Annotated in this window: 19 protein-coding genes and 1 tRNA gene; 6 read left to right on the forward strand and 14 right to left on the reverse strand. The window is 39.3% G+C overall.

Translation table 11 applies throughout. From position 1 onward, the window contains the following. Positions 1-133: 133 nt before the first annotated feature. The 12 genes from AMET1_RS04630 to AMET1_RS04680 all read right to left on the reverse strand — a co-directional run bounded on the left by AMET1_RS04630 (position 134) and on the right by AMET1_RS04680 (position 13,101). Entirely contained in the window at positions 134-1,216 is a 1,083-nt protein-coding gene (locus tag AMET1_RS04630) for a DNA topoisomerase IV subunit A (RefSeq protein WP_086637299.1), read from the reverse strand. Beyond that, a complete protein-coding gene (locus AMET1_RS04635) occupies positions 1,206-3,074 on the reverse strand; it encodes a DNA topoisomerase VI subunit B (protein ID WP_086637300.1) in 1,869 nt (622 codons plus the stop codon). Before AMET1_RS04635 ends, AMET1_RS04630 begins: the two co-directional genes overlap by 11 nt. Positions 3,075-3,171: 97 nt before the next feature. After that, on the reverse strand, positions 3,172-5,583 hold the full coding sequence (gene gyrA / locus AMET1_RS04640; protein ID WP_201721281.1) for a DNA gyrase subunit A: 2,412 nt from the start codon (positions 5,581-5,583) through the stop codon (positions 3,172-3,174). A 14-nt stretch (positions 5,584-5,597) separates the two neighbouring features. After that, positions 5,598-7,481 carry a DNA topoisomerase (ATP-hydrolyzing) subunit B gene (gene gyrB / locus AMET1_RS04645; RefSeq protein ID WP_086637301.1) on the reverse strand — a complete coding sequence of 628 codons (1,884 nt, stop codon included), beginning with the start codon at positions 7,479-7,481 and terminating at the stop codon, positions 5,598-5,600. Between the two features lie 166 nt (positions 7,482-7,647). Continuing rightward, on the reverse strand, positions 7,648-7,881 hold the full coding sequence (locus tag AMET1_RS04650; protein WP_086637302.1) for an Lrp/AsnC ligand binding domain-containing protein: 234 nt from the start codon (positions 7,879-7,881) through the stop codon (positions 7,648-7,650). Beyond that, positions 7,882-8,379, reverse strand: coding sequence for a deoxycytidylate deaminase (locus tag AMET1_RS04655; RefSeq protein ID WP_086637303.1), 498 nt, complete (start codon positions 8,377-8,379; stop codon positions 7,882-7,884). A gap of 144 nt (positions 8,380-8,523) precedes the next feature. Next, positions 8,524-8,597 (reverse strand) — tRNA-Lys (locus AMET1_RS04660). A 21-nt stretch (positions 8,598-8,618) separates the two neighbouring features. Next, complete coding sequence (locus tag AMET1_RS04665) at positions 8,619-9,719, reverse strand: hypothetical protein (RefSeq protein WP_086637304.1); 1,101 nt, start codon at positions 9,717-9,719, stop codon at positions 8,619-8,621. Further along, on the reverse strand, positions 9,719-11,038 hold the full coding sequence (locus AMET1_RS04670) for a replication factor C large subunit (protein ID WP_086637305.1): 1,320 nt from the start codon (positions 11,036-11,038) through the stop codon (positions 9,719-9,721). Before AMET1_RS04670 ends, AMET1_RS04665 begins: the two co-directional genes overlap by 1 nt. Before the next feature lie 137 nt (positions 11,039-11,175). Next, a complete protein-coding gene (locus AMET1_RS04675) occupies positions 11,176-12,000 on the reverse strand; it encodes a hypothetical protein (RefSeq protein ID WP_086637306.1) in 825 nt (274 codons plus the stop codon). A 201-nt stretch (positions 12,001-12,201) separates the two neighbouring features. Next, complete coding sequence (locus AMET1_RS07890; protein WP_161490770.1) at positions 12,202-12,384, reverse strand: hypothetical protein; 183 nt, start codon at positions 12,382-12,384, stop codon at positions 12,202-12,204. Between the two features lie 294 nt (positions 12,385-12,678). Next, positions 12,679-13,101, reverse strand: a complete 423-nt coding sequence (locus AMET1_RS04680) for a hypothetical protein (protein WP_086637307.1) — start codon at positions 13,099-13,101, stop codon at positions 12,679-12,681. 174 nt (positions 13,102-13,275) lie between these two features. On the opposite strand from AMET1_RS04680, the gene AMET1_RS04685 reads away from it, so the two are divergent. Beyond that, complete coding sequence (locus tag AMET1_RS04685) at positions 13,276-13,698, forward strand: 4Fe-4S binding protein (RefSeq protein WP_086637308.1); 423 nt, start codon at positions 13,276-13,278, stop codon at positions 13,696-13,698. Then, positions 13,698-15,599 carry an aldehyde ferredoxin oxidoreductase family protein gene (locus tag AMET1_RS04690; RefSeq protein ID WP_086637309.1) on the forward strand — a complete coding sequence of 634 codons (1,902 nt, stop codon included), beginning with the start codon at positions 13,698-13,700 and terminating at the stop codon, positions 15,597-15,599. Before AMET1_RS04685 ends, AMET1_RS04690 begins: the two co-directional genes overlap by 1 nt. A 22-nt stretch (positions 15,600-15,621) precedes the next feature. Here the strand turns inward: AMET1_RS04690 and AMET1_RS04695 are convergent, their stop codons facing one another. Continuing rightward, the gene (locus AMET1_RS04695; RefSeq protein WP_086637310.1) at positions 15,622-17,622 is read right to left on the reverse strand and encodes an IGHMBP2 family helicase; all 2,001 of its coding nucleotides are present in this window, start codon (positions 17,620-17,622) and stop codon (positions 15,622-15,624) included. A 112-nt stretch (positions 17,623-17,734) separates the two neighbouring features. On the opposite strand from AMET1_RS04695, the gene hemL reads away from it, so the two are divergent. Genes hemL through cobA form a run of 3 tightly spaced genes read left to right on the forward strand, consistent with a single transcriptional unit; the run spans position 17,735 to position 20,623 of the window. Continuing rightward, complete coding sequence (hemL, locus tag AMET1_RS04700; RefSeq protein ID WP_086637311.1) at positions 17,735-19,009, forward strand: glutamate-1-semialdehyde 2,1-aminomutase; 1,275 nt, start codon at positions 17,735-17,737, stop codon at positions 19,007-19,009. Beyond that, entirely contained in the window at positions 19,006-19,884 is an 879-nt protein-coding gene (hemC, locus tag AMET1_RS04705) for a hydroxymethylbilane synthase (protein ID WP_086637312.1), read from the forward strand. Before hemL ends, hemC begins: the two co-directional genes overlap by 4 nt. After that, complete coding sequence (gene cobA / locus AMET1_RS04710) at positions 19,874-20,623, forward strand: uroporphyrinogen-III C-methyltransferase (protein ID WP_086637313.1); 750 nt, start codon at positions 19,874-19,876, stop codon at positions 20,621-20,623. The genes hemC and cobA overlap by 11 nt, the downstream gene beginning before the upstream one ends. Positions 20,624-20,709: 86 nt before the next feature. Here cobA and AMET1_RS04715 read toward each other — a convergent pair whose 3' ends face one another. Beyond that, positions 20,710-21,762, reverse strand: coding sequence for a lysylphosphatidylglycerol synthase transmembrane domain-containing protein (locus AMET1_RS04715; RefSeq protein ID WP_161490771.1), 1,053 nt, complete (start codon positions 21,760-21,762; stop codon positions 20,710-20,712). 570 nt (positions 21,763-22,332) lie between these two features. Here AMET1_RS04715 and AMET1_RS04720 point away from each other — a divergent pair. Next, positions 22,333-23,175 (forward strand): hypothetical protein, encoded by an 843-nt coding sequence (locus tag AMET1_RS04720; RefSeq protein ID WP_086637315.1) that lies wholly within the window; start codon positions 22,333-22,335, stop codon positions 23,173-23,175. Positions 23,176-23,250: the final 75 nt, after the last annotated feature.

The raw sequence follows: 23,250 nt of genomic DNA on the forward strand, positions 1-23,250 counted from the left end.
ACGATTTCAACAGGGAAAAAAGTTTTAATATATCTAAAAAAACTTACTCTCTAATCCTACACACGCCATACCTTGTTTTAAACTCTATTTGGATTTTTATTGTTGTGTTTTGTGGTTTGGTTTTGTTGGGGTTTTAGATTATGTTTTTTTGTTTGAGTTTTTCTGGTAGGTATGTTTTTGTTACGTAGTCGAGGCCGTATTTTGCTAGTGATTGTTGTTCTGATTTTTTTTCGAGTTCTAGTTGGAGTTTGATTTCGTTTTTCCAGAATGGTGTGTTGAATCGGGGGTCGGTTAGTTCGCTTTCTAGGGCTTTTTTGTCTTGTTCGTTTAGTGTGTCTGTTGGTAGTTCGTGTTCTACTATGTCGGTTGGGCATACTCCTATGAATTTTGCGTTTGGTGTTGCCATGTATTCTGATAGGTGGGCGCTTTTTATTGAGCCGTATGCTACGCTTGAGAATATTCGGTAGCTCCATGGGTCTGCGTCTGTGAATACTGTTATTGGTAGGTTGAGTTCTGTGTTTAGGCGTTTTATTATTCGTCTGGTGGAGCGTGCTGGCTGGCCTTTTAGGTGTACTACTATTGCGTTGTATTTTTCGTCGAATCCGTTTTCTATTAGTCGGTCTCTCATTCCGCCGGTTTCTATGGCTATTACGAAGTCTGCGTTGTGGTTTTTGAATTTTACGTTGTCGGGGTTGTTGGGGATTTGGTATCCTCCTTCTCCTACGTCGTATTGGCAGTGGATTTTTCTGGTTCCTCTTTTTGTTTTTTCTTCTATTGTTAGTGGTCCTATGATTGTTGCTCCGTCTTCTTCGGGTCGTATGTGGAAGTCTTCTCTTTTCATGTTGGTTACGATTTCGAGGTCTTCGATGAGTTTGTCTGATTCGCTTTGTTGTTTGAATTTGGCGTTTTTCCAGTTTTCGCTTATGTAGTATAGTTCTCGGAGGGTTGAGGAGCGTTGTTGTTCTAGTTGGGTTTTGAAGAAGTCTATTGTGTATAGCATTTTTAGTAGGCGGTAGGCTCCTCGTATTGTTTTTGCGGATCTGGTGCTTTTGTTGTCTCCGTATTTCCAGACCTGGTGTTTTTCGTCGAGTTCGATGTTGTTTTTGGTTCTTGTTGGTATTTTTATTTCTGGTATTTGTTTGTTTTCGAATTGGTTGTGGAATTGGTGTGCGATTTGGAGTATTTTTTTTATGTCTTGGTCGTTTTTATTGGTCATTTTGGTTTTCTCCTGTTTGTGTTATTGTTAGTATTTCTTTTGGTATGCCGGTTATTTGGGGTTTTATGTTGGGTTTTTGGTTTTTTGGTGTTTTTATTTTTAGTTTTAGTTTGTCTTTTTCTCCTGATGATAGTTGTCGGTTCCATTGTAGTGTGATGTGGTCTTCTGATATCTGTTTTTTTGGTTTTGGTTTTGCTTCGATTAGTTGGTCTGTTAGGGGTAGGTTTATTTGGATTTCTTTTTTTGTTCTGTCGTGGTTTTCTAGGTTGATTGTTGCTGTGTGGTGGTTTTGGTTTTTTGTTATGTTTGTTGTTACGAGGAAGTTGTTGTTGATTTTGGCTATTACTTGTTCTGTGTTTTTGGTTTGTTTGCCTGTTATTTTTTGTAGTTTTTGGGCCATGTCGGGTATTATTTTTTGTATTACGTTTCTTTTGCTTTTTCTTTGTGAGATTCGTTTTTGTCGTTTTAGGTATTTTTTGAGGTTTCTTGCGGTTTCTCTTACTGCTCTTTCGACTTCGTTTCTTATTTGTTCTACGTTTGCGATTGCGTCTTTGCTTTCGCTTGTGAATGGTACGTTTGTACTTGCTACGTGGATCATTATTACTGCTGGGCCTTTTGGTATGCCTGTTCCGCCTGATTGGTTGAGTTCGTATCTTCGCCAGTCGATGTCTTTGATTGCTTTTGTTGTTACGCATCCGCCTCTTTGGTATAGTAGGGGTACTCGGTTTGCGAGTCGTAGTAGGTCTATTTTTTCTTCTTCTGGTTTTTGGATGCCGTAGGCGATTCCGGTTTCTACTATGAATGGGTTTCCTGAGTATACGCTTGCTGATCTTGTGGTTGCGGTTATGTATTCGGCTTCTGGGTATTCTTTTGATAGGCCTTTTTCGATGCGGTCTCTGCCCATTGGGCTTAGGCAGTCGGTGGGTGGTGATATTAGGTTGACTTGTTTGAATGCGTTGATTAGTTTTTTTGCTTCTTTTCGACCCATTTTTTTTATTTCGGCTTGGGGTTTTAGGTTGGCTGTTTCACAGATTTCTTGGGCTGTGGTTTTACCGACTCTGGTGAACTCGTTTTTGAGGAATGCGTTTAGTTGTCGGGACTCGGTTTTTCGCATCATTTTTAGGAGGGTTCCTAGTTCGATTCCGGCTGGATGGGGTTTGATTTCTTTTGGTTTGGGTGGTAGTTCGTTTACGGCTCTTTCGAAGACTGTTCTTTTTTCACCGGGCTCTACAAATGTTATTCGGGCGTGTGGGTTTGCGATGCCGGTGGTTTTTAGGTAGTTGTATATGGATTGTCTCCGTCCTTTGACATACATTCCTGTTAGGTGTATTTCTATTCTTGTTCCATGTGGCCGGGTCCAGTCTACGACTTCGTCACGTGTTATCTCAGGTTCGTTTGTATCTGTGTTGATGTTTATTTCGTAGAGGTGGGCTGGGTCGTCTGGAGATATTTTTGAGATTATGCGGGCGCTTTTACCGGTTGTTAGTTGGCCGTATAGGACGGCGGCTGAGATACCGATACCTTGTTGGCCTCGTGACTGGACAAATTTATGGAATCTGGAGCCGTATAGGAGTTTTCCGAATATTTTGGGTATCTGTTTTTTTATGACTCCCGGGCCATTGTCTTCTATCACTACTTTGTATTCATCGTTTTTTTCAGTTATCTCTATATATAGGTCTGGGAGGTATCCTGCTTCCTCACACGCATCTAGACTGTTGTCAACCCCTTCTTTCACACAGGTTATCAGGCTGCGGGCGCTTGAATCAAATCCAAGCATCTGTCGGTTTCGTTCGAAAAACTCAGCTACACTTATCTCTTTCTGGCTCTCCGCGAGCGATTCAGCAATAGGATCCTCCATAAAACTACCTCTTATTATAAAAAAAATCTAAATTAAGTTCTTAACATTATTTTTTTTTGTTTTGTCGGTACGGTATAGGTCATTTTGCGTGTTTGTGTTAGTTTTGTGTTGGTTGGATGTCGGTTATTTTGTCGTTTTTGGTTTGCATTAGTTTTACTCCTTGTGTGTTTCTTGATTGTATTGATATGTCTGTTATTGGTATTCTGATTGTCATTCCTTTTTGGGTTGCGAGCATTAGGTATTGGTTTTTGTTTACTGCTTCGATTTTTTTTACTTTGCCGTTTCTTTTGTTTGTTTTTAGTGTGATTACGCCTTTTGAGCCTCTGTGTGTTTGTCTGTATTTTTTGGTTGGTGTTAGTTTTCCGTATCCGTTTTCTGATACTGTGAGTATGTGTTGGTTGTTGGTTGTTGTTGTTGCTCCGATGACTTCGTCGTTTTGTTCTAGTCTCATTCCGATTACGCCCATTGTGTTTCGGCCTGTTGGTCGTACTTCTGTTTCGTTGAATTTTGTTAGTTGGCCGTTTTTTGTTGCGATTATTATTTTTTGGTTTTTTTCTAGTTTTTTTACGTCTATTAGTTGGTCGTTGGGTTTTAGGTCGATTGCTATTATTCCTGTTTTTCGGGGGTTGCTGTATTTTTTTAGGGGTGTTCTTTTTATGTAGCCTTGTTTTGTTGTGAATAGTAGGTCTATGTTTTTTTCGAGGTTGTTGGTTGGTATTATTGTTGTGATTTTTTCGTTTTTGTCTAGTTGTAGGAGGTTTACTATTGGTTTTCCTCGGCTTCGTCGTGAGTATTCGGGTATTCGGTATGTTTCTAGCCAGTAGACGTTTCCTTGGTTTGTGAATAGTAGTAGCATGTCGTGTGTGGATGCTGTTGTGATTTGTCGTAGTTGGTCTGTTTGTTTTAGGTCTGTTCCGATTATTCCTGTTCCGCTTCTGTTTTGTATTCTGTATTCGGATAGTGGGGTTCTTTTTATGTAGCCTTGTTCTGTTAGGAATATTGTGACTTGTTTTTTGGGTATTAGGTCTATTTCTTGTATTGATTCCATTCCGTCTTTTATTTGGGTTTTTCGTGTGTCTCCGTGGTTTTCTTTGAGTTCTACGAGTTCTTTTTTCACTCGGTCGAGTAGGTTTTGGCGTTTGGATAGTAGGTTTTTGTATTGTTCGATTGATTTTTTGAGTGATTTGTGTTCTTTTTTTAGTGATTCTTTTTCGAGTTTTGTTAGTCTCTGTAGTCTCATGTTTAGGATTGCTTTTGTTTGTTTTTCTGTTAGGTTGTATTGTGTTTGTAGTTTTTGCATTGCGTCTTTTCGTCCTTCTGATGATTGTAGTAGTTCTAGGACGGTGTCGATGTTTTCTACTGCGTGTGTTAATCCTTTTACTATGTGTAGGCGTTTTTCGTCTCCTTTGAGTAGGTATTGGGTTCGTCTTTTCACTACGTTTGTTCTGTGGTCGATGTAGTGTTGGAGCATTTCTTTTAGTGATAGGACTTCGGGTTCGTTATCTACGATGGATAGGTTGTTTATTCCGAATGTGGTTTCTAGGGTTGTGCTTTTGTATATTCTGTTTTGCACTACTTCGGGGTTGGCGTCTCTTTTTAGTTCTATGACTACTCTGAGTCCTTCTCGGTCTGATTCGTCTCGTAGGTCGGATATGCCTTGTATTTTGTCTTCTTTTACGAGTTCGGCTATTTGTTCTACGATTTTGGATTTTTTGACTTGGTATGGGATGCTGTCTATTATGATCTGATTTTGGTCTTCGTCGATTCTGGTTTTGCCTCGGACGGTTATTTTTCCTCTACCGGTTTTGTATGCTTGGTAGATTCCTTCTCTTCCGATGATTTCTCCGGCTGTTGGGAAGTCGGGTCCTTCGACGTAATCCATTAGGTCTGTTATTTCTGCTTTTGGGTTGTCGATTAGGTGTATGGCTGCGTCTATGACTTCGGTTAGGTTGTGTGGTGGTATGTTTGTTGCCATTCCTACTGCTATTCCGGATGCGCCGTTTACGAGTAGGTTTGGTAGTTTTGCTGGTAGTACTGCGGGTTCTTTCATTGAGCCGTCGAAGTTGTCTTTCCAGTCTACGGTTTCTTTGTCGAGGTCTTCCAGCATCTCTTCGGCTTGTTCGGTTAATCTTGCTTCTGTGTATCGCATTGCTGCTGCGGAGTCTCCGTCGAGTGATCCATAGTTTCCTTGGCCGTCTACCAATCTGTATCTTAGTGAGAAGTCTTGGGCCATTCTGACCATTGCGTCGTATACGGCTGTGTCGCCGTGTGGATGGTATTTACCTAGGACGTCTCCGACTACTCTAGCGCTTTTTTTGTATGGCTTGTTGTGTCTTAGACCCATGTCGTGCATTGCGTATAGTATGCGGCGGTGTACTGGTTTTAATCCGTCTCGGACGTCGGGTAGTGCTCGACCTACTATGACGCTCATCGAGTAGTCTAGGTAGGCTTCTTTCATCTTGCTTTGTATTTGGACGTCTTCGACTCTGCGTGCTTCACTTGGGTTCAAAAAAATCACCTTTTTTAGATGTCAAGGTTTGTGACCTCTGATGCGTTTTCGATTATGAAGTTTCTTCTCGGCTCTACTTTCTCTCCCATAAGCATTGTGAATAGTTCGTCGGCTCCTACGTCATCGGGGTTCTGGATCTGTAGTAGGATCCGGTTCTCGGGGTTCATTGTGGTTTCCCATAGTTGTTGTGGTGACATCTCACCCAGGCCTTTGTATCGCTGTATCCCTGGGTTGTTGATTTCTTGAAGAGTTTTTTGTTTCTGTTGTTCTGTGTATACGTACTTGCTTTTTCCACGACCGGTTATCTTGTATAGTGGTGGTCTTGCGAGGTATACCATTCCCTCTTCGATTAATGGTTTCATATATCTATATAGGAATGTTAGTAGTAGGGTGGAGATGTGTGCTCCGTCTACGTCGGCGTCTGTCATTATTATTATTTTGTCGTAACGCCGGTTCTCTATGTCGAACTCGTCTCCTATCCCGGTTCCTATAGCGGTTATAAGGCTTTTTATCTCCTTGTTATCTAATATCCGGTCTAAACGAGCTTTCTCTACGTTGAGGATTTTTCCTTTTAGGGGTAGTATTGCTTGGAACCTACGGTCTCTTGCTTGTTTTGCTGAACCTCCAGCCGAGTCTCCCTCAACTACAAACAGTTCTGATAGTTCTGGGTCTCGGGAGGTGCAGTCTGATAGTTTTCCAGGTAGTTTGGTGCTTTCTAAAGCTGATTTACGTCTTGTTAGTTCTCGAGCTTCTTTAGCTGCTTTACGAGCCCGCATAGCTTGAACAGACTTGGATATAACGGTTTCAGCCACACCTGGGTTCTCCAATAAAAACTCCTTCAAACCGGAGTTGACTACGCTGCGAACTATACCACGAACCTCACCGTTACCCAACTTGGTTTTGGTTTGACCTTCAAACTGTGGTTCTTCAAGCCGTACACTCACTACAGCGGTCAAACCCTCACGCACATCCTGGCCAGACAACTTCTCATCATCTAAGATGCCCTTGTCACTACCAACCTGGTTTATAACTCTGGTTAAAGCGGATTTAAAACCACTTAGGTGTGTACCTCCATCCTTTGTATTGATGTTGTTTGCAAAAGACAGTACTTTCTGGCTGTATCCATCCGTATACTGTAGAGAAACCTCTACCTCCACATTGTCAACCGCATCGGTTATATAGATCGGTTCCGGATGCAAAACCTCTTTAGTATCATTAATCTTCTCAACAAAGGATTTGATACCTCCCTCGAAATGGAATGAATCGGTTCTACCGTTCCTACCATCCTTCAAATCGATTTGAAGACCCTTGTTAAGAAAAGCCAGCTCACGCATACGAGACAAAACACGGCTGTAATCCAGTTTGATTTCATCAAATATCTTGGGATCAGGTTTGAAAGAGATGGTTGTCCCGGTCTCACTGGAACTACCAACCCGCTTCAACTCAGTTACAGGTAAACCACGTTCATACCTCTGACAATAAACACCACCATCCCTCCTAACAGTCACTTCAAGCCATTGAGAGAGAGCGTTAACAACCGAAACACCAACACCATGCAACCCTCCAGAAACCTTGTAGGTTTTACGGTCAAACTTCCCTCCAGCATGAAGCTTGGTCATAACAACCTCAACACCGCTCTTACCAAGTTCAGGATGTTTATCTATCGGAACACCACGACCGTTATCACTGATCGTAACAGTCTCCCCATCCTCAACTGTGACATCTATCCGATCGCAATATCCAGCCATAGCCTCATCTATGCTGTTGTCAACTACCTCGTAAATCAAGTGGTGGAGGCCTTCCGGCCCGGTACTCCCTATATACATGCTTGGGCGTTTACGAACCGCTTTCAAGCCCTCCAATATCTCTATATCTCTAGAACTATACTCAATACCCATACATGCCCCTCCAGCCGTTACAGGCCAACATAACTAAATCTATCAGTTTAAGGCGCTCCAAATAAAATCTATACCATAATCTATACTACAAAAACAACCAATCAGGCTACCTATGTTTGGTCCTCGAAACACTTTAAATTTCTTGATATACCGAATGAAATGTCTTTCAAGACATCTCAGCACCTATAATTGTCTGTGTGGACAACACTCCACCTATCTCCCGTATCTCATCAACTATATCGTTCAACTTACTCAAACCATCGACTTCAACAATCACAATAAAATCATATTCACCAAACACATGAAGGACCTCACGAACACCATCACGGCTCTCAAGATCCCTCTGAATCTCACGCTCTGCACCAGGCTTTACATTCAATAAAGTAACTCCAACAACCATTTAAATCTCCACTTCACCATATTGATTTTCTTCCTCTTCTAATTTATCCACATCTAACGACCTAATCACACCATCATCAAGATACTTAATCTCACCAATCTGAGCATTAACAATCAACTTCTCACAAATCCTACACGGATACCCAGTCACATAAATAGTCGCACCCTCCATCAACTGCTTCTCACCCTGAACAACAGCATTCATCTCAGCATGAACACCACGACACAACTCATAACGCTGACCACTAGGAATCTCCAACTCCTCACGATTACAACCAGTAGAAGTACAATGCTCCCAACCCCTAGGAGCACCATTATACCCAGTACTAACAATCTCCTTATTCTTAACAATCACAGCCCCATGCTTCCTACGAGTACACGTAGAACGCTTAGCAACAACACGAGCAACCTCCATCCAATTCTCATCCAAACTCTGCCTCAAATCACCCAAAAAAACACCACCATCAACACAAAAAATAACCCCACAACAATAAGACATTTCTCCCCAAACACCACCAAAACCACAGAAAAAAAACAAAACCGAGCCAATACAAACACAAAAAAAGAGATAGGTAAATAAAGGTTAAATCTACTCTCCATCACATAAAAATCGAATCAATATGGGATTGGTAATTTTTTTTAGCGGGCTCGAGGGGATTTGAACCCCTGACCAACTGGTTAAGAGCCAGACGCTCTGCCAGGCTGAGCTACGAGCCCGAAAAAACATTTTAAAGTATTTTATGTCTGGTTTGGTTTGGTTTGTTGGTTTATGTTTGCTAGGAATTGTTTGTAGAGTGTTCGGCCGTATTTCTTTTTTTGGTTTGGGTCTTCTGGTAGTTGTGTTATGTTTTTGTCTAGTTCTGCTAGTTCGATTTTTATTTTGGCTTTTGTTTGGTCGTTTAGTGGTAGGTTGTTTATTGTTTTGCTCCATTTTTGGAGTAGTTTGTCGAATTTTTGGTTTTCTTGGTATATTAGTTGGTCGGTTTTTTTGATTGCTTGTTTTGTTTTTCCGTTTACTGCTTTTTGGAGGCTTTGTTTTATGTTTGTTTTTGTTGTTTGTTTCATTGTTTTTTTGATGTCTTCGACTGTGATTTTTTGTGTTGTTGTGCTGTTTAGTGTTTCTAGTAGTAGGAATGATTGTATTGGGTCGTTTTCTGTTGTGTATAGTAGTACTTTTGTTGCTTCTTTTGTTATGTTGATTTTTTCTTGTTTGATTGCTTTTTTTATTCTTTTTTGTGTGTTTTCTGTGGTTTTGGTTGGTATGTGTAGGCATCGGGATTGTAGTGCTGGGATTAGATTATTTAGGTCTGTTACTATGAATGCGTATCGGCAGTTGTCTCCGTATTTTTCTATTGTTCTTCTTAATGCGTTTTGTAGGTTTTTTGAGAGTCTTTCTGCTTCGAATAGTACTAGTAGTCTGTAGTTTGCTTGGCCTACTGGGTGGTTGCTTGACATTGTTTTTATGTATTGTTTGAATGCGTTTTCTTTGCTGACGCTGCCTGCTGATTTGTCGATGTCGTATCGTTGGTATAGTCGTTTGGTTTCTTGTCTAGCTTCTTTGAAGTATCTGGAGAATTTGGGGTCGTCTTTTAGGTCGTTTTTGGTTCTGGAGAAAAACTCTTCTACACTGGCGAACTCTGTGTTGTTTTCAAACTGCTCTCCAAACGCGGTTCTGGATAATGCGTAGACGAACTCTACTTTATCGCTGCCTTTTTTTCCAGATATAATTGTGTGTGGTAGTCCAGTTTGTTCAATCTGTCTTTCAAGGCCGTTTGAAATATCTTGACCTACAACTTCGTTTAGGTTTTTGGGTCTGTATTTATCGAACAACATAGCCATCAAAAATCACCTAATGATACCTGTGCTTCATCTTCGTCTTCATCTATCTCCCTGACCTCTTTGATCTCTTTATCCGCGATCTCAGGGTCACCACCCAAATAACCGACTTCATCCTCACTAAGCCTTAAGCGATGAGCTATCCTAACCGCTTGCTCCTCATCGGAACTGAAAATCAATTTCAGATAGGGAATCATTTCAACAGCCATATCCTCAGAAACAAAATAACCATCAGAAATCTTCCTCGTTAAACTGTTCTGTTTGTTCCTAACCGACCTAGCTTTAGACAACATCGAAAACATCTCAGGCCCCCGATACTGAGGTGCAGATTGAAAAGGCTTGTTCACACAAACCCCTAAAGTAGACATCTCCGAGGCATAACTCCACAAAGAATAGTTACCACTGGTTGAAACACGCCCCAAATAAACAGCAGCCCTACCCAAATACCTTGTTGGGCCAACCAAATCCTCCCCATCATACTTCTTAGGTAAGTTACTGTCAACCCAATGCAACAAATCATCCGGCGTTATATCAGAATCAAGATCCCGCTTAACCCTCAACAACTTACTAAAATCATCATTCCTAAACACAGAGTTAAGCAACTTCCAGATATTCTCCTCCCGATTCCGATCACCCAAATCAACATCATCCTTCCTCAAAACATCCTGCCCACCAACCAACTTAGATTCAGCTATCGACTGTAAATCGTTGATTGCACCACGAACATCACCATCCGCATTCCTAGCAATCTCCCTCAAAGCATTCTTATAAGCCTTAAAACCCTCCCTCCTCTGAACCCTCTGCAACGCCTTAACAACCTCACCCTGCCTCGGATGCTTAAACTCAATCTTCATCGTGTTACGCCGCATACCACCAGACATACCATACTCATCATTAGCAATCAAAACAATCGGCTGACTAGAACCCTTAATTATCTTAGTAATAGCCGCCTTACCACCACGATCCGCATTACCATGAAGATTATCAGCCTCATCAATAACCAAGAGACGCCTGCCACCAGTACCCATCGACAAAGTACCAGAAGACGAAGCAGTACCAGCCAACCGCTCAACAATATCCTTCGCACGCTCATCACTAGCATTCATCTCCATAACCTCCCAACCAAACTCACCAGCCAAAACATACGCAGCAGTAGTCTTACCAACACCCGGCGGACCAACCAAACGAACCGCCTTCTTACTAGGCGTTCCCTCTCTCCATTTCTTAGCCCACTTCACAAACTTCTTAACCGCCTTACTATTACCAGAAATCTCCTCAAAAGACTCCGGCCTATACTTCTCAACCCACTTCTCCTTAGACATAATCAACACAGACAGATTTATCGTTTAATGTTTAGATAAATTCGAAACAACATCTTACCTTCGCACCAAAACGTTAACCTTGAATCACTAAAGTATATATGTTAAATTTAATTAACCTGAAAAATGGTTCTTGTTTTTTAGTCTTCCAAGTTTTTTATTAGGTCTTGTAGGTCTGGATGATTCTGGTGTTTTTTTGCTTTCTCACTTAGTTCGCTGATTTTATTAGCCTTAGCAATTTCTTCACGAATTTTATGCCATTTCTTGTGGCGAAACCTAACTCTAACAGGTATTGATTTAATGTTTAGTATCTTAGCTAGTCTGAACCTGTGTCTACCGTTCCCATAACGTATTAAAGTCCCATCTTCATCAACATTAACTATAACTTCATTTTTTTCAGGGATTGGGGCTTTTTCTAACAAAGGTATTTCCTTACAATTTTCAAGTTCTTCATCTATTTCTCTCTGAGTCTTATATCCATCTTTTTTAAATTTATCAGCTAATTTATCAATTTCTTTAAATCTTTTATTTATTTTTTTAACTGTTCCATATCGATTATTTGGGTTGACTATCCCTTGTTCAGCCTTTTTAATTTTTTTCTGATAAAATCCAGTATCTTCCCAAGGCACACCCTCTATAAAGTGTTTATAAAACGATTTGTACTGTAATGATTCCTTGATACGGTAGTATTCATTTTTATTAAAGGGATTTTTTTTATATTTTGTTTTATATTCAATTTCCGATGGGTCTATGTAAAAAAGTTTATACGGACTTTCCCTTGACTTTCTAAACCTAAATCGATTGTAATAATATCTAAAAATATTTTTTAACTTATATTTTTTATTTAAATTGAGATATGGTTTTAATTGGGTATATACCTCTTTAGTTGCATTCCAGAATCCTTTTTCCTTCCATATATTTTTAAATGATTTGTATCTCGATTTTTGAAGTTCTTTATTAATCATTATATCCCAAGTTGTATATAATTCGAAGTATTCTATAAATTTAAAGTTTTAAATAAGAGGTTTTTTCCTCTTCAACACATAATAAAAAGATTAGGTTTTATGTACATTATTTAAAATTCGAAGATTTGATTTTTTTCAAAATATTTAATTATTTAATTAGGATACAATCAGATTTAATTGCTTAGAGTTAATATGTGTTAACTATATGAACTGTTTATTTATATCTTTCATGTCTGGATGATTTAAGTGTCTTTTTGGTTTATAACTTATTTTTTCTATCTTTTGAGCTTTTGCAATTTCTTTTCTTAGTTCCACCAATTTTCTATGTCTGACCATGACTCTAACTGGTATTTTATATAGTCCGATAGGTCTCACGATAATCAACCTATGTCTCCCTTCATAAAAAATTAAATATCCATCTCCCCCGATATTTATTCTGACTTCATTTTTCTGCAGAGGATAGTATATCAGTTTTTTTATTTTAATGGAACTGATTCAGATTTTGTTTTATTTTGGATTTCTTTCTGTGTTTTGTATCCCTCTTCTCTAATTGTTTTATATAGTTTATCAAGTCCTTTGATTCTTTTATTAAGCTTTTATTTGGTTCCAGTTCTTTTTTTGGGTCTTGGGTCTCTCTCATCAATTTTTTGGATTTTTTTGGTAGTACTCGGTTTCTTCTCAGGGAACACCGTCTACAAAATGCTTTTTAAAATTTTTATATTTAGAGTAGGTTTCGATTGGAACTAAAAACCTGTTTTCTTTGGTTTTATTTCTAATTTCTTTGTATTCAGAATAATCCTCTAGTTTATTTTTATCCCAGTTCCCACTCAGTGAATAAGTGAATAAACTCCCCTTAAAACGTGGTTTCTGCATATACTCAACCTTATTTGGGTTTATCTCTATGATTTTGAGTGGGTGTGGCATTGCACGCCTATATCTTAGTTTATCTTTTATATACCTATAGAGAGCGATTAAATTGCTTTTAAAGTTTCCTTCCTCAAAATAGTCTAATAAATATCTTAAAACACCTTTAAATCCATTTTCCTTGTATACCTTCTTAATTTTTCGGTAATATGAATTCTTAATCTCGTTATAAACCATTAAACTACCTCTAAAGGCTACTGGTAAACCTATTAATCTTACATTGATTATTTTACCTGTTCAAAAATAATATTTCTCTAATTAAATTTTGTATTACCACTGTATTACTAGTGCTTTTTTTAATTTAGGTATAAAGACATCCTCTTATTCGAATTAGGTTTATTGGTGATTATTTTGTCTGGTGATGTAAGTCAAATTAAGGTAGATATGGAGAGCTGTCGGGGTTGTAGACGTTGTGAAATTGTTTGCTCTTGGAATAAAAGCCGGTCTTTTGGTGAAAAGGGTGTTACTAATCCAAGGCGTTCAGGTGTGAAAGTCAAATCTGATGAAAAGAATGGTTTTTATCACCCCTTGGTTTGTGATCAATGTGATTCAAAGGATTGTCTCGAGGTTTGTGATACTAGAGCTATAACGGTAGATAATGGTGCAATCGTAGTTGATTTTGATTTGTGTAGTGGGTGTGGTAGGTGTACTGATGTGTGTGATAAGATATGGATAGATCCAAAGTCTGGGGTAGCTGTTAAATGTGATTTATGTGGTGATGAAGAACCTATATGTGTTGATGCTTGTAAGCATGATGTTTTGAGGTGTGTTTGATGTCTGATTGGTATGGTTGGAGTGGGAATGTTTTGGAAGTGGATTTAGATCGGGAGAAGGCTTTTGTTCGTGAGATGGATCGTGATGTTGCTAGGAGGTTTGTTGGTGGTGCTGGCTATAATGCTAAGGTTTTGTATGACCGGGTTGGGCCTGATGTAAGGCCTTTGGAGCCGGATAATGTGATTTGTTTTGGTAATGGCCCTCTTTCTGGTAGTTTGGCTCCTTCTTCTTCTAGGTTTACTGTGACTTCTAAGTCTCCGGTTACTGGTATTTTTGGTGATAGTAATTCTGGTGGTCATTGGGGTCCTGAGTTGCATAATGCTGGTTTTGATCATATTTTTGTTCAAGGACGGGCGGATAAACCGGTTTATCTATGGATTGATGACCATGATGTTGAGTTGAGGGATGCCAGTGATTTATGGGGCTGTGATACGTGGGAGACGACTGAAGCGATTCAAGAGGAGTTGGGGGATGATAGTGTTCGTGTGATTTCTATTGGTCAGGCTGGGGAGAATTTGGTTAAGTTTGCTTGTGTTATCTCCGATATGCATAGGGCTGCCGGCCGGACTGGTATGGGGGCTGTGATGGGCTCTAAAAACCTGAAGGCAATAGCTGTGCGTGGAACTAAAGGCGTTCAGGTTGCTGACCCCAGTTCTTTTTTAGAGGCTTGTAATGAGCTTGAGGAAGCCGTCATTAGTCATCCAAACTATGAAACTGTTTCAACGCTTGGTACAACAATTTTACAGCGAATTATTGACGATGCAGGTCTTGGTGGCTATAGACATTACCAAGGTGGTAGTTGGCCTGAGTGGGTTGAAGAATGTGGTGGCCAAACCTTACTTGAGAAGTATATTGTGAGTCATAAGGGTTGTTATGGATGTCCAGCAAGCTGCAGCAGATACTACCATGTAAAAGAGGGGGATTATCAAACACGTGGTGGTGGTCCTGAATATGAGAATGTAGCGGCTTTTGGAGCAGAACTAGGCAACATGAACTTGGCTTCAATCTTGAAATGTAATACACTGGCCAATAAATATGGTCTTGACACCATGCACACAGGACATTCTATCGCTGTAGCAATGCATCTCTACCAAGAAGGTTTGTTAAGCGATGAGTTGGTTGGTGATGTTAGTTTGGAGTGGGGTAATCCTGACTCTATAGTTAGGTTGTTGGAGATGACCGCTTTCCGTAAGGGTTTCGGCGATAAGTTGGCTGAAGGAGTATCCGAACTGGCTTCACTAGCAGGTGATACCGAAAGGGAGGTTGTTGTGGAGACAAAGGGTATGCGTGGTTCTCTCGGTGACATAAGAAGCCACTACCCATGGGCCTTGAATCAATGCACCGCCACAAGAGGTATGGATCACTTGAAAGGTCTTTCAGCTGCCTACCCAACCCAAGAAGTTGCCAAAAAAGCTGCCGACACAGAGATAGATGGTGAGCCAGAAGGCGTAGAAGTTTTCCTCGGTAAAGACACATTCCATGTTGTATGGAGCCAAAACAGACACACAGTGGTTGACTCCCTCGGCCTATGCAAATATGAAGGTATTGTCATGAACCCACAGAGACTAAAAAACTTCAGAGACCTACTATCCAGCGCAACAGGAATAAACTACAGCCTAAAAGACCTATATACCGCGGGAGAACGAATATACAACTTGGAACGAGCATTTAACATCCGTGAAGGAATCCGTAAAAAAGACGACTACCCACCAAAAAGGTTCTTCAAAGAACCAATCCCAGACGGCCCCGCAAAAGGAGCAAAACTAGATAAACAGAAATATACAAAAGTGCTAGAGGAATACTACGAAATACGGGGTTGGAGAACTAAAGATGGAGTTCCCTCCAAAGATAAATTAGATGAACTCGGTTTAAAAGAGGTTGCTAGAGATATCTATGCATGATTAAAAGCCCATTATGGGCTTTTTATTTTGTTTTTATTGTCTCTGGGTTCATTTTTAGGTAGTGTCCCTGACTTTGTACGTAGTTAATTAGGTTTCTGTAGGCCTTGTCTGTTCTGAGCGTTTCTGAGTCCCCTATTAGTATTAATTTTCTTTTCGCTCTTGTTATTGCGACGTTCAACCTACGGAGGTCTCTTAAGAACCCTATTTCTTGTTCTGGGTTTGATCTGACAAGGGAGACTACTATCACTTCTTTTTCTCTTCCCTGGAACCCATCAACAGTCTTTATCTCTAAGCCCTTGATGTCCGGTAGTTCCTGTCTTAGCTGGTCTACCTGGGCGTCATAAGGCGTAATCACTCCGATCTCACTTGGCTCTATATCCATATCTATTAATCTTTCTATGGTTTTGCGTGTAATTCTGGCTTCTCCCTTGTTTTGTCTTGAGTTCGAGCCTTCTGGCTGTCTTTCTGAAGAGCCTTCGGTGTCTATGAATGTTATTGGTTGTCTTGGCTCGATCAGGCTATCTGTTTTGTTTGTGATGTCTTTTAAACTGTGTCTTTTTACCTGGGGAGCTGCCTTTAGTTTATTTTTGTAGAACTCCCTGTTCGGATAACTCATTATTTTTTGATTCATTCTATACTGGATTGTTAGTAGGGTTTTGTGGTGGTTGCCTACGTTATTTATCATTCTTTCAAACAATGTCTTTTTCAGGCCTTTTTGTTTTGCTTTTTCGTTCAGTATTGTTGGTGGTAGTTGTTTGTGGTCACCAGCCATCACCACTTTATCGGTTTTTGTTATTGGTATGAGACAGGATGGCTCAGTTGATTGTGTTGCTTCATCAATGAATAGTGAATCAAATTTCTGGTTCTCCATCAAATCGCTACCTGCAGTTGAATTTGTAGTGCAGACAACCTCTGCCTCATCCAGTACTTTATTTATGGCTTTTTCTTCCAGTCTATCTGATTTATTGAATAACTGGTCTATCTGGCTTTGTAGTTCAAGCCATTTGGCCATGCTCTTTATTTTATCCAGAGGTATTCCCCTGGAGGTCTCATCTTTATCTGCGAGGTCCTTTATTGCCTTGTTGTTTAGGCCTCTTCTCCACCTACCACTTGGATAGGTATGCCTATCTTGTTTTTCGAGTAGTTTGAAGGCTTTTTTCCTTGTTTTTTCAGCCATTTGGTATTCTTTTGTCTTTTGTATCAAATTGTCAAGTGTATGTTGTTTCAATCTATTTGTGACTCTTGCTGGATGTCCAATCCTAACTACCTCTCTACCTCTTTTATACAACATCTCCACGAGGTTGTCGACCGCTACGTTTGAGTCCGCTGTAGCCAAAACAGAGTCTCCCCGATCAACATGTTGTTCTATCGCCTCCACTAACGTGGTGGTTTTACCGGTTCCTGGTGGACCATGTATCAAGAAGATGTCACTGGCTGCAAGTGATTTCCTTACAGCTTCAATCTGCGGTTCATTGAGTTTATCATTGTAGATTTCGATTTTAGGTTTGTTGTTTCTTTCAGGTTTTTTCTGTCCTAAAAGTTTCTCTTGGATTCTTTTTTGTTTGTCAGTAGGGTTCTCTAGTTTTTTGAGTGCCTCTAGCATTCTTTGGTATGTTATGTCGTTTAAATAGAGGTCTATTCGAACTTCTTTACTAAAAACAAATCTAGGGGGTTTACTGGTAAATTCAGTTGTTATGGAGTGGTTGGTTTGTTCTATAACGGTTCCAGTTGGATTTTCGGGATTTAACGGTTCATTTTTACTTATCATGACCAGGTCTCCAACCGATATCTCGTTATCCGGTAACTCTCTACCTCTGTTTTTAACAAACTTTATCTTGTATTTTTGACCGACTCCTCTCCCTTCATCTCTTTTATTCATGTTTAGTAGGGCGCGGCCTTTATCTTCACGTTCTCTAGGACTTAGTTCCTTGATTTCAGAGCGATGTCTCTCCATCTCTTCTTTACGTTCAAGTTCAACAAGCTTTGAAAAATGTTTTTTATATGAACTGTAATTTTGAAACATCTATACCCCCTCCGTTCTATCTGTGAGAAATAGGTTTTTGGTAGGGTTTTTGTTTGGTTGGTTTCCACGTATATTATATTTTTGAAGTCACTATTTAGTTAGGAGTGGTATTATGAATGAGTTTAGGCGTTCTAAGGAGCTTTTTGTTCGGTCGCAGGATTGTTTGGTTGGTGGTGTGAATAGTCCTGCTAGGTCTTATAGTCCTTTTCCGATTTTTATGGAGGATTCTGAGGGTTCTAAGATTTATGATGTTGATGGGAATGAGTTTATTGATTACTCGCTTGCTTTTGGTCCTCAGATTTTTGGTCACCGGCACCCGAGGATTAAGCAGGCTGTTGAAAGGCAGTTGGAGCGTGGTTGGGCTTTTGGAACCTCTACTGAAAAGGAGGTTGAGTTGGCTGAGCTGGTTTCAAAACATTATAGTAGTATAGATAAGGTTCGTGTTGTGAACACGGGTACTGAAGCTACTATGTCTGCATTAAGGCTTGCTCGTGGATATACGGGTCGGGATAAGATTGTTAAGTTTGAGGGTGGTTTCCATGGGGCTCATGACTCTGTTTTGGTTCAGGCTGGTAGTGGTGCTTCAACACATGGAGCTCCAGACAGTCCTGGAGTACCCCGTGAACTAGCTGAGAAAACGATTGTTTTGCCGTGGAACGATAAAGAAAAACTTAAAAGTGTTTTTGAAGAGATAGGGGGTGAGATTGCTTGTGTTATTGCGGAGCCGGTTTTTGGTAACGCTGGTTGTATACCGCCTAAAGATGGTTTTCTAGAGCTTATACGAGATCTGACGAGTGATTATGGGTCTTTGTTTGTGCTTGATGAAGTTATCACTGGTTTTCGTGTTTCTATGGGTGGTGCTCAAGAACTGTTTGGTTTGGAGCCTGACCTAACTACCTTGGGTAAGGTAGCTGGAGGTGGATACCCGATAGGGATTTTCGGTGGAAAACAAGAGATCATGAAACACTTGTCTCCGGAGGGTGATGTATATCAAGCAGGTACTTTCAGTGGAAACCCAGTTACCACTGCAGCAAGCATAGAGGCAATAAAACTCCTCAAAGAAGACAATATAATTGATAAAGCGAACAGAAAGGGAGAAAAAATACGCAGTAAACTTAATAAGGCGGTTAAAGGATTGCCAGTGAATGTTGAGGGGATTTCGTCTATGTTCTCAATATTCCTCTGCAGTGAAGAGATTAATGATTACGGGGATTTAGAGAAATGTGATTTTGAGGCCTATAAAAAGTTTCATAGGGAGATGGCTAAGAATGGCGTGTATCTACCGCCATCCCAATACGAGTTATGCTTCATATCATATGTACATTCAGATAGAGAGATAGAAGATACTGTTGATATTGCTAGTGACGTTTTGGAGAAAGTATTATGATTCGTGTTGGAACAAGGAAAAGCCGGCTTGCACAAGCTCAAACTGAGAAGGTAGTTGAAATACTGGAGAGGGAGACCGGTCGTAGCTATAGTATTCAGACGCTTGAGACACTTGGTGATAAAGAAAACTGGAAATCGATAGAGGATATCGAGGGTGAGGGTGTTTTCACTCGGGAGCTCGATGAAGCATTGATAAACGATGCTATCGACCTAGCAGTTCACAGCTGCAAAGACGTACCTACCAGAATGCGCAGTGAAATCAAGATCTCCGGCTATATAGAGAGAGGGGCTGCGAACGATGTGTTAGTTGGTGGTGCATTAGATGAACTACCGGAAGGCGGTGTTATAGGTACTGGAAGTCCTAGACGGCAAGCAATAATCAAGAAGTTAAGGCCCGACCTTAAACTTAAGTCGATTCGAGGAAATATCGACACACGGATACGTAAAGCGAGAGATGGTGATGTGGATGCTGTTATGTTGGCTGAAGCCGGCTTACATAGATTAGAGTTGGAAGATAAGATTGATTATCGATTTAAAGTTCCAGAAACATTGCCCGCACCGGCACAAGGCGCATTATGCATAACATGCCGAGCAAACGACAGAGAAATGGAAGAAATATGTAGTGCAGTAGACCATAAGCCGACACGGTATTCAGTTGTTGCTGAACGAGCAGCCATGAACGAGTTTGGTTACGGCTGCACAACACCGGTAGGAGCCTACGGACAGGTAGATGAAAAACTGGTTTTCACCCTTGAACACATAGAGATTGGGGAGAGAGTCAAGGTAGTAGGTGAACCTACAAATGCAGAAAAAATCGGTAGAAAAGCAGCTAGAATGATAATGGATAAAAACGATGTGTTTGAAAATGACAGGTAAAGTATATTTAATCGGAGCTGGACCCTCCAGCGACCTAATAACCCAGAGAGGACTAGACATAATATCAAAAGCAGACGTAGTTGTACACGACCGCTTGATAGACAAAAAAATACTAGATAAAGCTAGAAAGGACGCAGAGATAATAGATGCAGGAAAAAAAGCAGACAAACACAAACTAAAACAACACGAAATCGAAGAAATATTGGTAGACCGAGGAAAAAAAGGAAAAACAGTAGCACGAGTTAAAGGCGGCGACTCCTTCCTATTCGGACGCGGAGGAGAAGAAATGCTATCACTCAGAAACGCCAACCTAAAATACGAAATAATACCAGGAGTAACAACCGCAATATCAGTACCCGCCAGATTCGGAGTCCCAGTAACCCACAGAAACGTATCCTCATCACTAGCAATAGTAACAGGCCACGAAGACCCAAACAAAAAAGAAAGCACAATCAACTGGAGCCAAATATCACACGCAGAAACAATAGTAGTCCTAATGGGAGTAGGAAACCTACCAAAAATAGTCAAAAAAATACTAAAAGTAAAAGACCCAGAAACACCAGTAGCATCATTCCAAAACGCATACACAAAAAACGAACGCGTCGTACACGGAAAACTAAAAAACATAACAAAAATCGCAGAAAAACAAAACCTAAAACCACCAGCAGTCACAGTAATAGGAAACGTAGTAAAACTAGGAGAATTCTGGAAAAACAACCAACAAAACCAACAAAACTAACAAACACCAACCCCAACCAACAAAACTATCTAAAAAACAACCCGAGAACCCACACCAAACTCCTCCCATAACTTTCTGGTATTTTTTTATTCGATTTCTCTAACAGTTTTTCCTTCCATTTCCTCAACAGGTTCTTTGATTTTTTCTTCAACAACTGAAATATCTCTGATTACCTTCCCGATCAACAGACCCCCCACAATTAGATTTACATAATACGTGGATAGCCTCCATAGTAACACTAATACTCCTATTGAAGCTGCGCCGGTTAATGCTGAATACACTACAAAACCTCCAACTTCTGCCAAACCACTACCGCCTGGAGCTAATGGTATCAACAAGAATAGTAATACAAGGAAGTATCCGAACCAAACGGTAAAGAAATCCACCTGGCTACCCATCCCAACAAAAAGTATATACGGAATACTGAAGTGGATGCTCCAATATACAACCGTTAAGAAAAATGCCCCCAGTAGGTACCTTCTTTTTTGCCGAATAAACATCCATAATATTCTATGGAAAGAGTCGATCTCTCTATAGATTTTTTCCATCGTCCCCTCACTAAAATTCTCAATCGGTTTCTCAAACTTACTGAAAAAACCTTTTATCAAATGGGGTTTAAAAAACCCTAAAACCAAACCAAAAACCGATAAACCAATTATAACAGCTCCCATCGTGAACGCGATATCTAAGTTTGCAATCTGATCAAACTGCCCCCTCAAATAAAACATACCAACTAAAGCAAACAAGATTATGAATACAAAATCAAGAGCACGTTCAGCAAAAACAATAGCGCTCGCACGACCAGCATACCCCTTCTCCTTACCAATCAAATAAACACGCAAAGGCTCACCACCAGCATACGACGGAGTGATACTGGCAACAAAAGTACTGGACACCACAATCTCAAAACTCTTCCTCAAACCCAACTTAATATCAGAAGCACGACTGAAAACATCGATACGTAAACTCCAAAAAACCCAACCAACAACATGAAGAACAACAGCCAAAACCAAAAAAACAGGGTCAACAGCCCCTAAACTAACCAAAAGATCCTCACCCTCCATCAACAACAAAATCAACGCCAAAGTAACAACACTAACAGACACCGAAACAACAAACAACTTCCTAAGCCTACTCAAACAAAGGACCTCCCACACAATATTATAAACAAAACAGAATAAAAAGATTGGAAGGAATTGAAGTAACGCATAAATAAAATATCCATAAATAAAATATCGACATACTTTGAAAATTGATAAAAAGTAAGTCCAAAGAAGATAACCTAAAATGAATTAGCCAAATACCATTTAATATAATATATTTCTACTTGAAATTCGAAGGCCAGGTATCTGACATCAGCTAAGTAGAAGGACATAAAAATTTAATAAAAGCCGTTAAAAATCATGAAAATAAATTAAATAATAGAAGGAAGAATAGCCTATATTAAATTATTGAGGTATATAACTCATTAAATAATGTCCTTTTTAAAACAATAAAATGCTCAAAACCTATTTTTAACTCTCTTATCAAAAAATTGATATTGAAAAAATAACGGGATATCAATTATAAGGCTATAAAGAAGGAATTAAATTTAATTTTAACCGTAGATACTAAGATAGATTAGGTTATGCGCAACATTAATCAGATTATAGAAAAATTTTTAGAAGTATATCTGGTTATGTGATGTTAAAAACCAAGGCTGTTAAAATATGAATATTAGGGAAACTATCAAAAAAGCTGCTTGGATTTACAGGAAAAAAGGTTTTAACAGGTTTTTAAAGGATTCCAAATTGTTTATTTCTTATCAATTAACAAAGTTTCCTAGGTCTATAAAATACAAACTAAAATACGGGAAAGTAGCCCCATCACAAAAAAGAGAGGTAATTCAAGTTAATCCAAATGAAATTAATTACATTTTAAAAAATCCCTTTCAACATGAAATATATGCGAAGGGTTCTTATGTGATTGGCGGAGATTGGGATAAAAAAATATTCAAAAAAAATAATGTAGATTATTCATATTTAAAAAAAGGAGAAAGAGGATTAGTTCCATTCGAGAATTACATACTATTTCAATCTATTAAAAATCATTACTTAAATGATGTAGCATGGAGTAATACAAAGTTTTATGAAAATAAGTTATCTAGCAATCGAAAAAAAGAAATAATAAAAAATCGAATAGATGGAATTGAAAAACTATATAAAAGCATCAAAGAAAACGGCTATAAATCTATTGAAGAAATACATAAAAATCTTGAAAAATATGCACCTCCAGTTAGATATGATAAAAATAAGGATGATAAGATAGCTAGAAAAGACCCCAAGTATAGGGAAGTGACTATAGCAATTGGAAGAGATGGTAAATTAATATTTTTAACTGGAAGACATCGAATTTGTATCTCAAAAATACTTGAAATAGATAGTATACCTGTTAAAGTATTAGTTAGGCATAAAAGATGGCAAGAAAAAAGGTATAGAGTTCTAAAAGAAAGAGAAAAGTTTTCAAGTGAAGAACTTCAACATCCAGATTTAAAAAAATTAAGCAGTGAATGAGTTTAAAAAATTATTCTATTAATTAAAAAAATTATTTAAAGTGTGGATTCATTATTCGTTATTCTAAATAAAAAA

Source organism: Methanonatronarchaeum thermophilum (assembly GCF_002153915.1).
Classification (GTDB): domain Archaea; phylum Halobacteriota; class Methanonatronarchaeia; order Methanonatronarchaeales; family Methanonatronarchaeaceae; genus Methanonatronarchaeum; species Methanonatronarchaeum thermophilum.

Bases quoted from the DNA above. Each gene is read 5' to 3' on its own strand.
- AMET1_RS04650 (WP_086637302.1), bottom strand. From the start codon at position 7,881: ATGGTTGTTGGAGTTACTTTATTGAATGTAAAGCCTGGTGCAGAGCGT.
- hemC (WP_086637312.1), top strand. From the start codon at position 19,006: ATGATTCGTGTTGGAACAAGGAAAAGCCGGCTTGCACAAGCTCAAACT.
- AMET1_RS04690 (WP_086637309.1), top strand. From the start codon at position 13,698: ATGTCTGATTGGTATGGTTGGAGTGGGAATGTTTTGGAAGTGGATTTA.
- AMET1_RS04675 (WP_086637306.1), bottom strand. From the start codon at position 12,000: ATGATTAATAAAGAACTTCAAAAATCGAGATACAAATCATTTAAAAAT.
- AMET1_RS04670 (WP_086637305.1), bottom strand. From the start codon at position 11,038: ATGTCTAAGGAGAAGTGGGTTGAGAAGTATAGGCCGGAGTCTTTTGAG.
- AMET1_RS04655 (WP_086637303.1), bottom strand. From the start codon at position 8,379: ATGTCTTATTGTTGTGGGGTTATTTTTTGTGTTGATGGTGGTGTTTTT.
- AMET1_RS04635 (WP_086637300.1), bottom strand. From the start codon at position 3,074: ATGGAGGATCCTATTGCTGAATCGCTCGCGGAGAGCCAGAAAGAGATA.
- AMET1_RS04665 (WP_086637304.1), bottom strand. From the start codon at position 9,719: ATGGCTATGTTGTTCGATAAATACAGACCCAAAAACCTAAACGAAGTT.
- gyrB (WP_086637301.1), bottom strand. From the start codon at position 7,481: ATGGGTATTGAGTATAGTTCTAGAGATATAGAGATATTGGAGGGCTTG.
- hemL (WP_086637311.1), top strand. From the start codon at position 17,735: ATGAATGAGTTTAGGCGTTCTAAGGAGCTTTTTGTTCGGTCGCAGGAT.
- AMET1_RS04680 (WP_086637307.1), bottom strand. From the start codon at position 13,101: ATGGTTTATAACGAGATTAAGAATTCATATTACCGAAAAATTAAGAAG.
- AMET1_RS04720 (WP_086637315.1), top strand. From the start codon at position 22,333: ATGAATATTAGGGAAACTATCAAAAAAGCTGCTTGGATTTACAGGAAA.
- cobA (WP_086637313.1), top strand. From the start codon at position 19,874: ATGACAGGTAAAGTATATTTAATCGGAGCTGGACCCTCCAGCGACCTA.
- AMET1_RS04630 (WP_086637299.1), bottom strand. From the start codon at position 1,216: ATGACCAATAAAAACGACCAAGACATAAAAAAAATACTCCAAATCGCA.
- AMET1_RS04695 (WP_086637310.1), bottom strand. From the start codon at position 17,622: ATGTTTCAAAATTACAGTTCATATAAAAAACATTTTTCAAAGCTTGTT.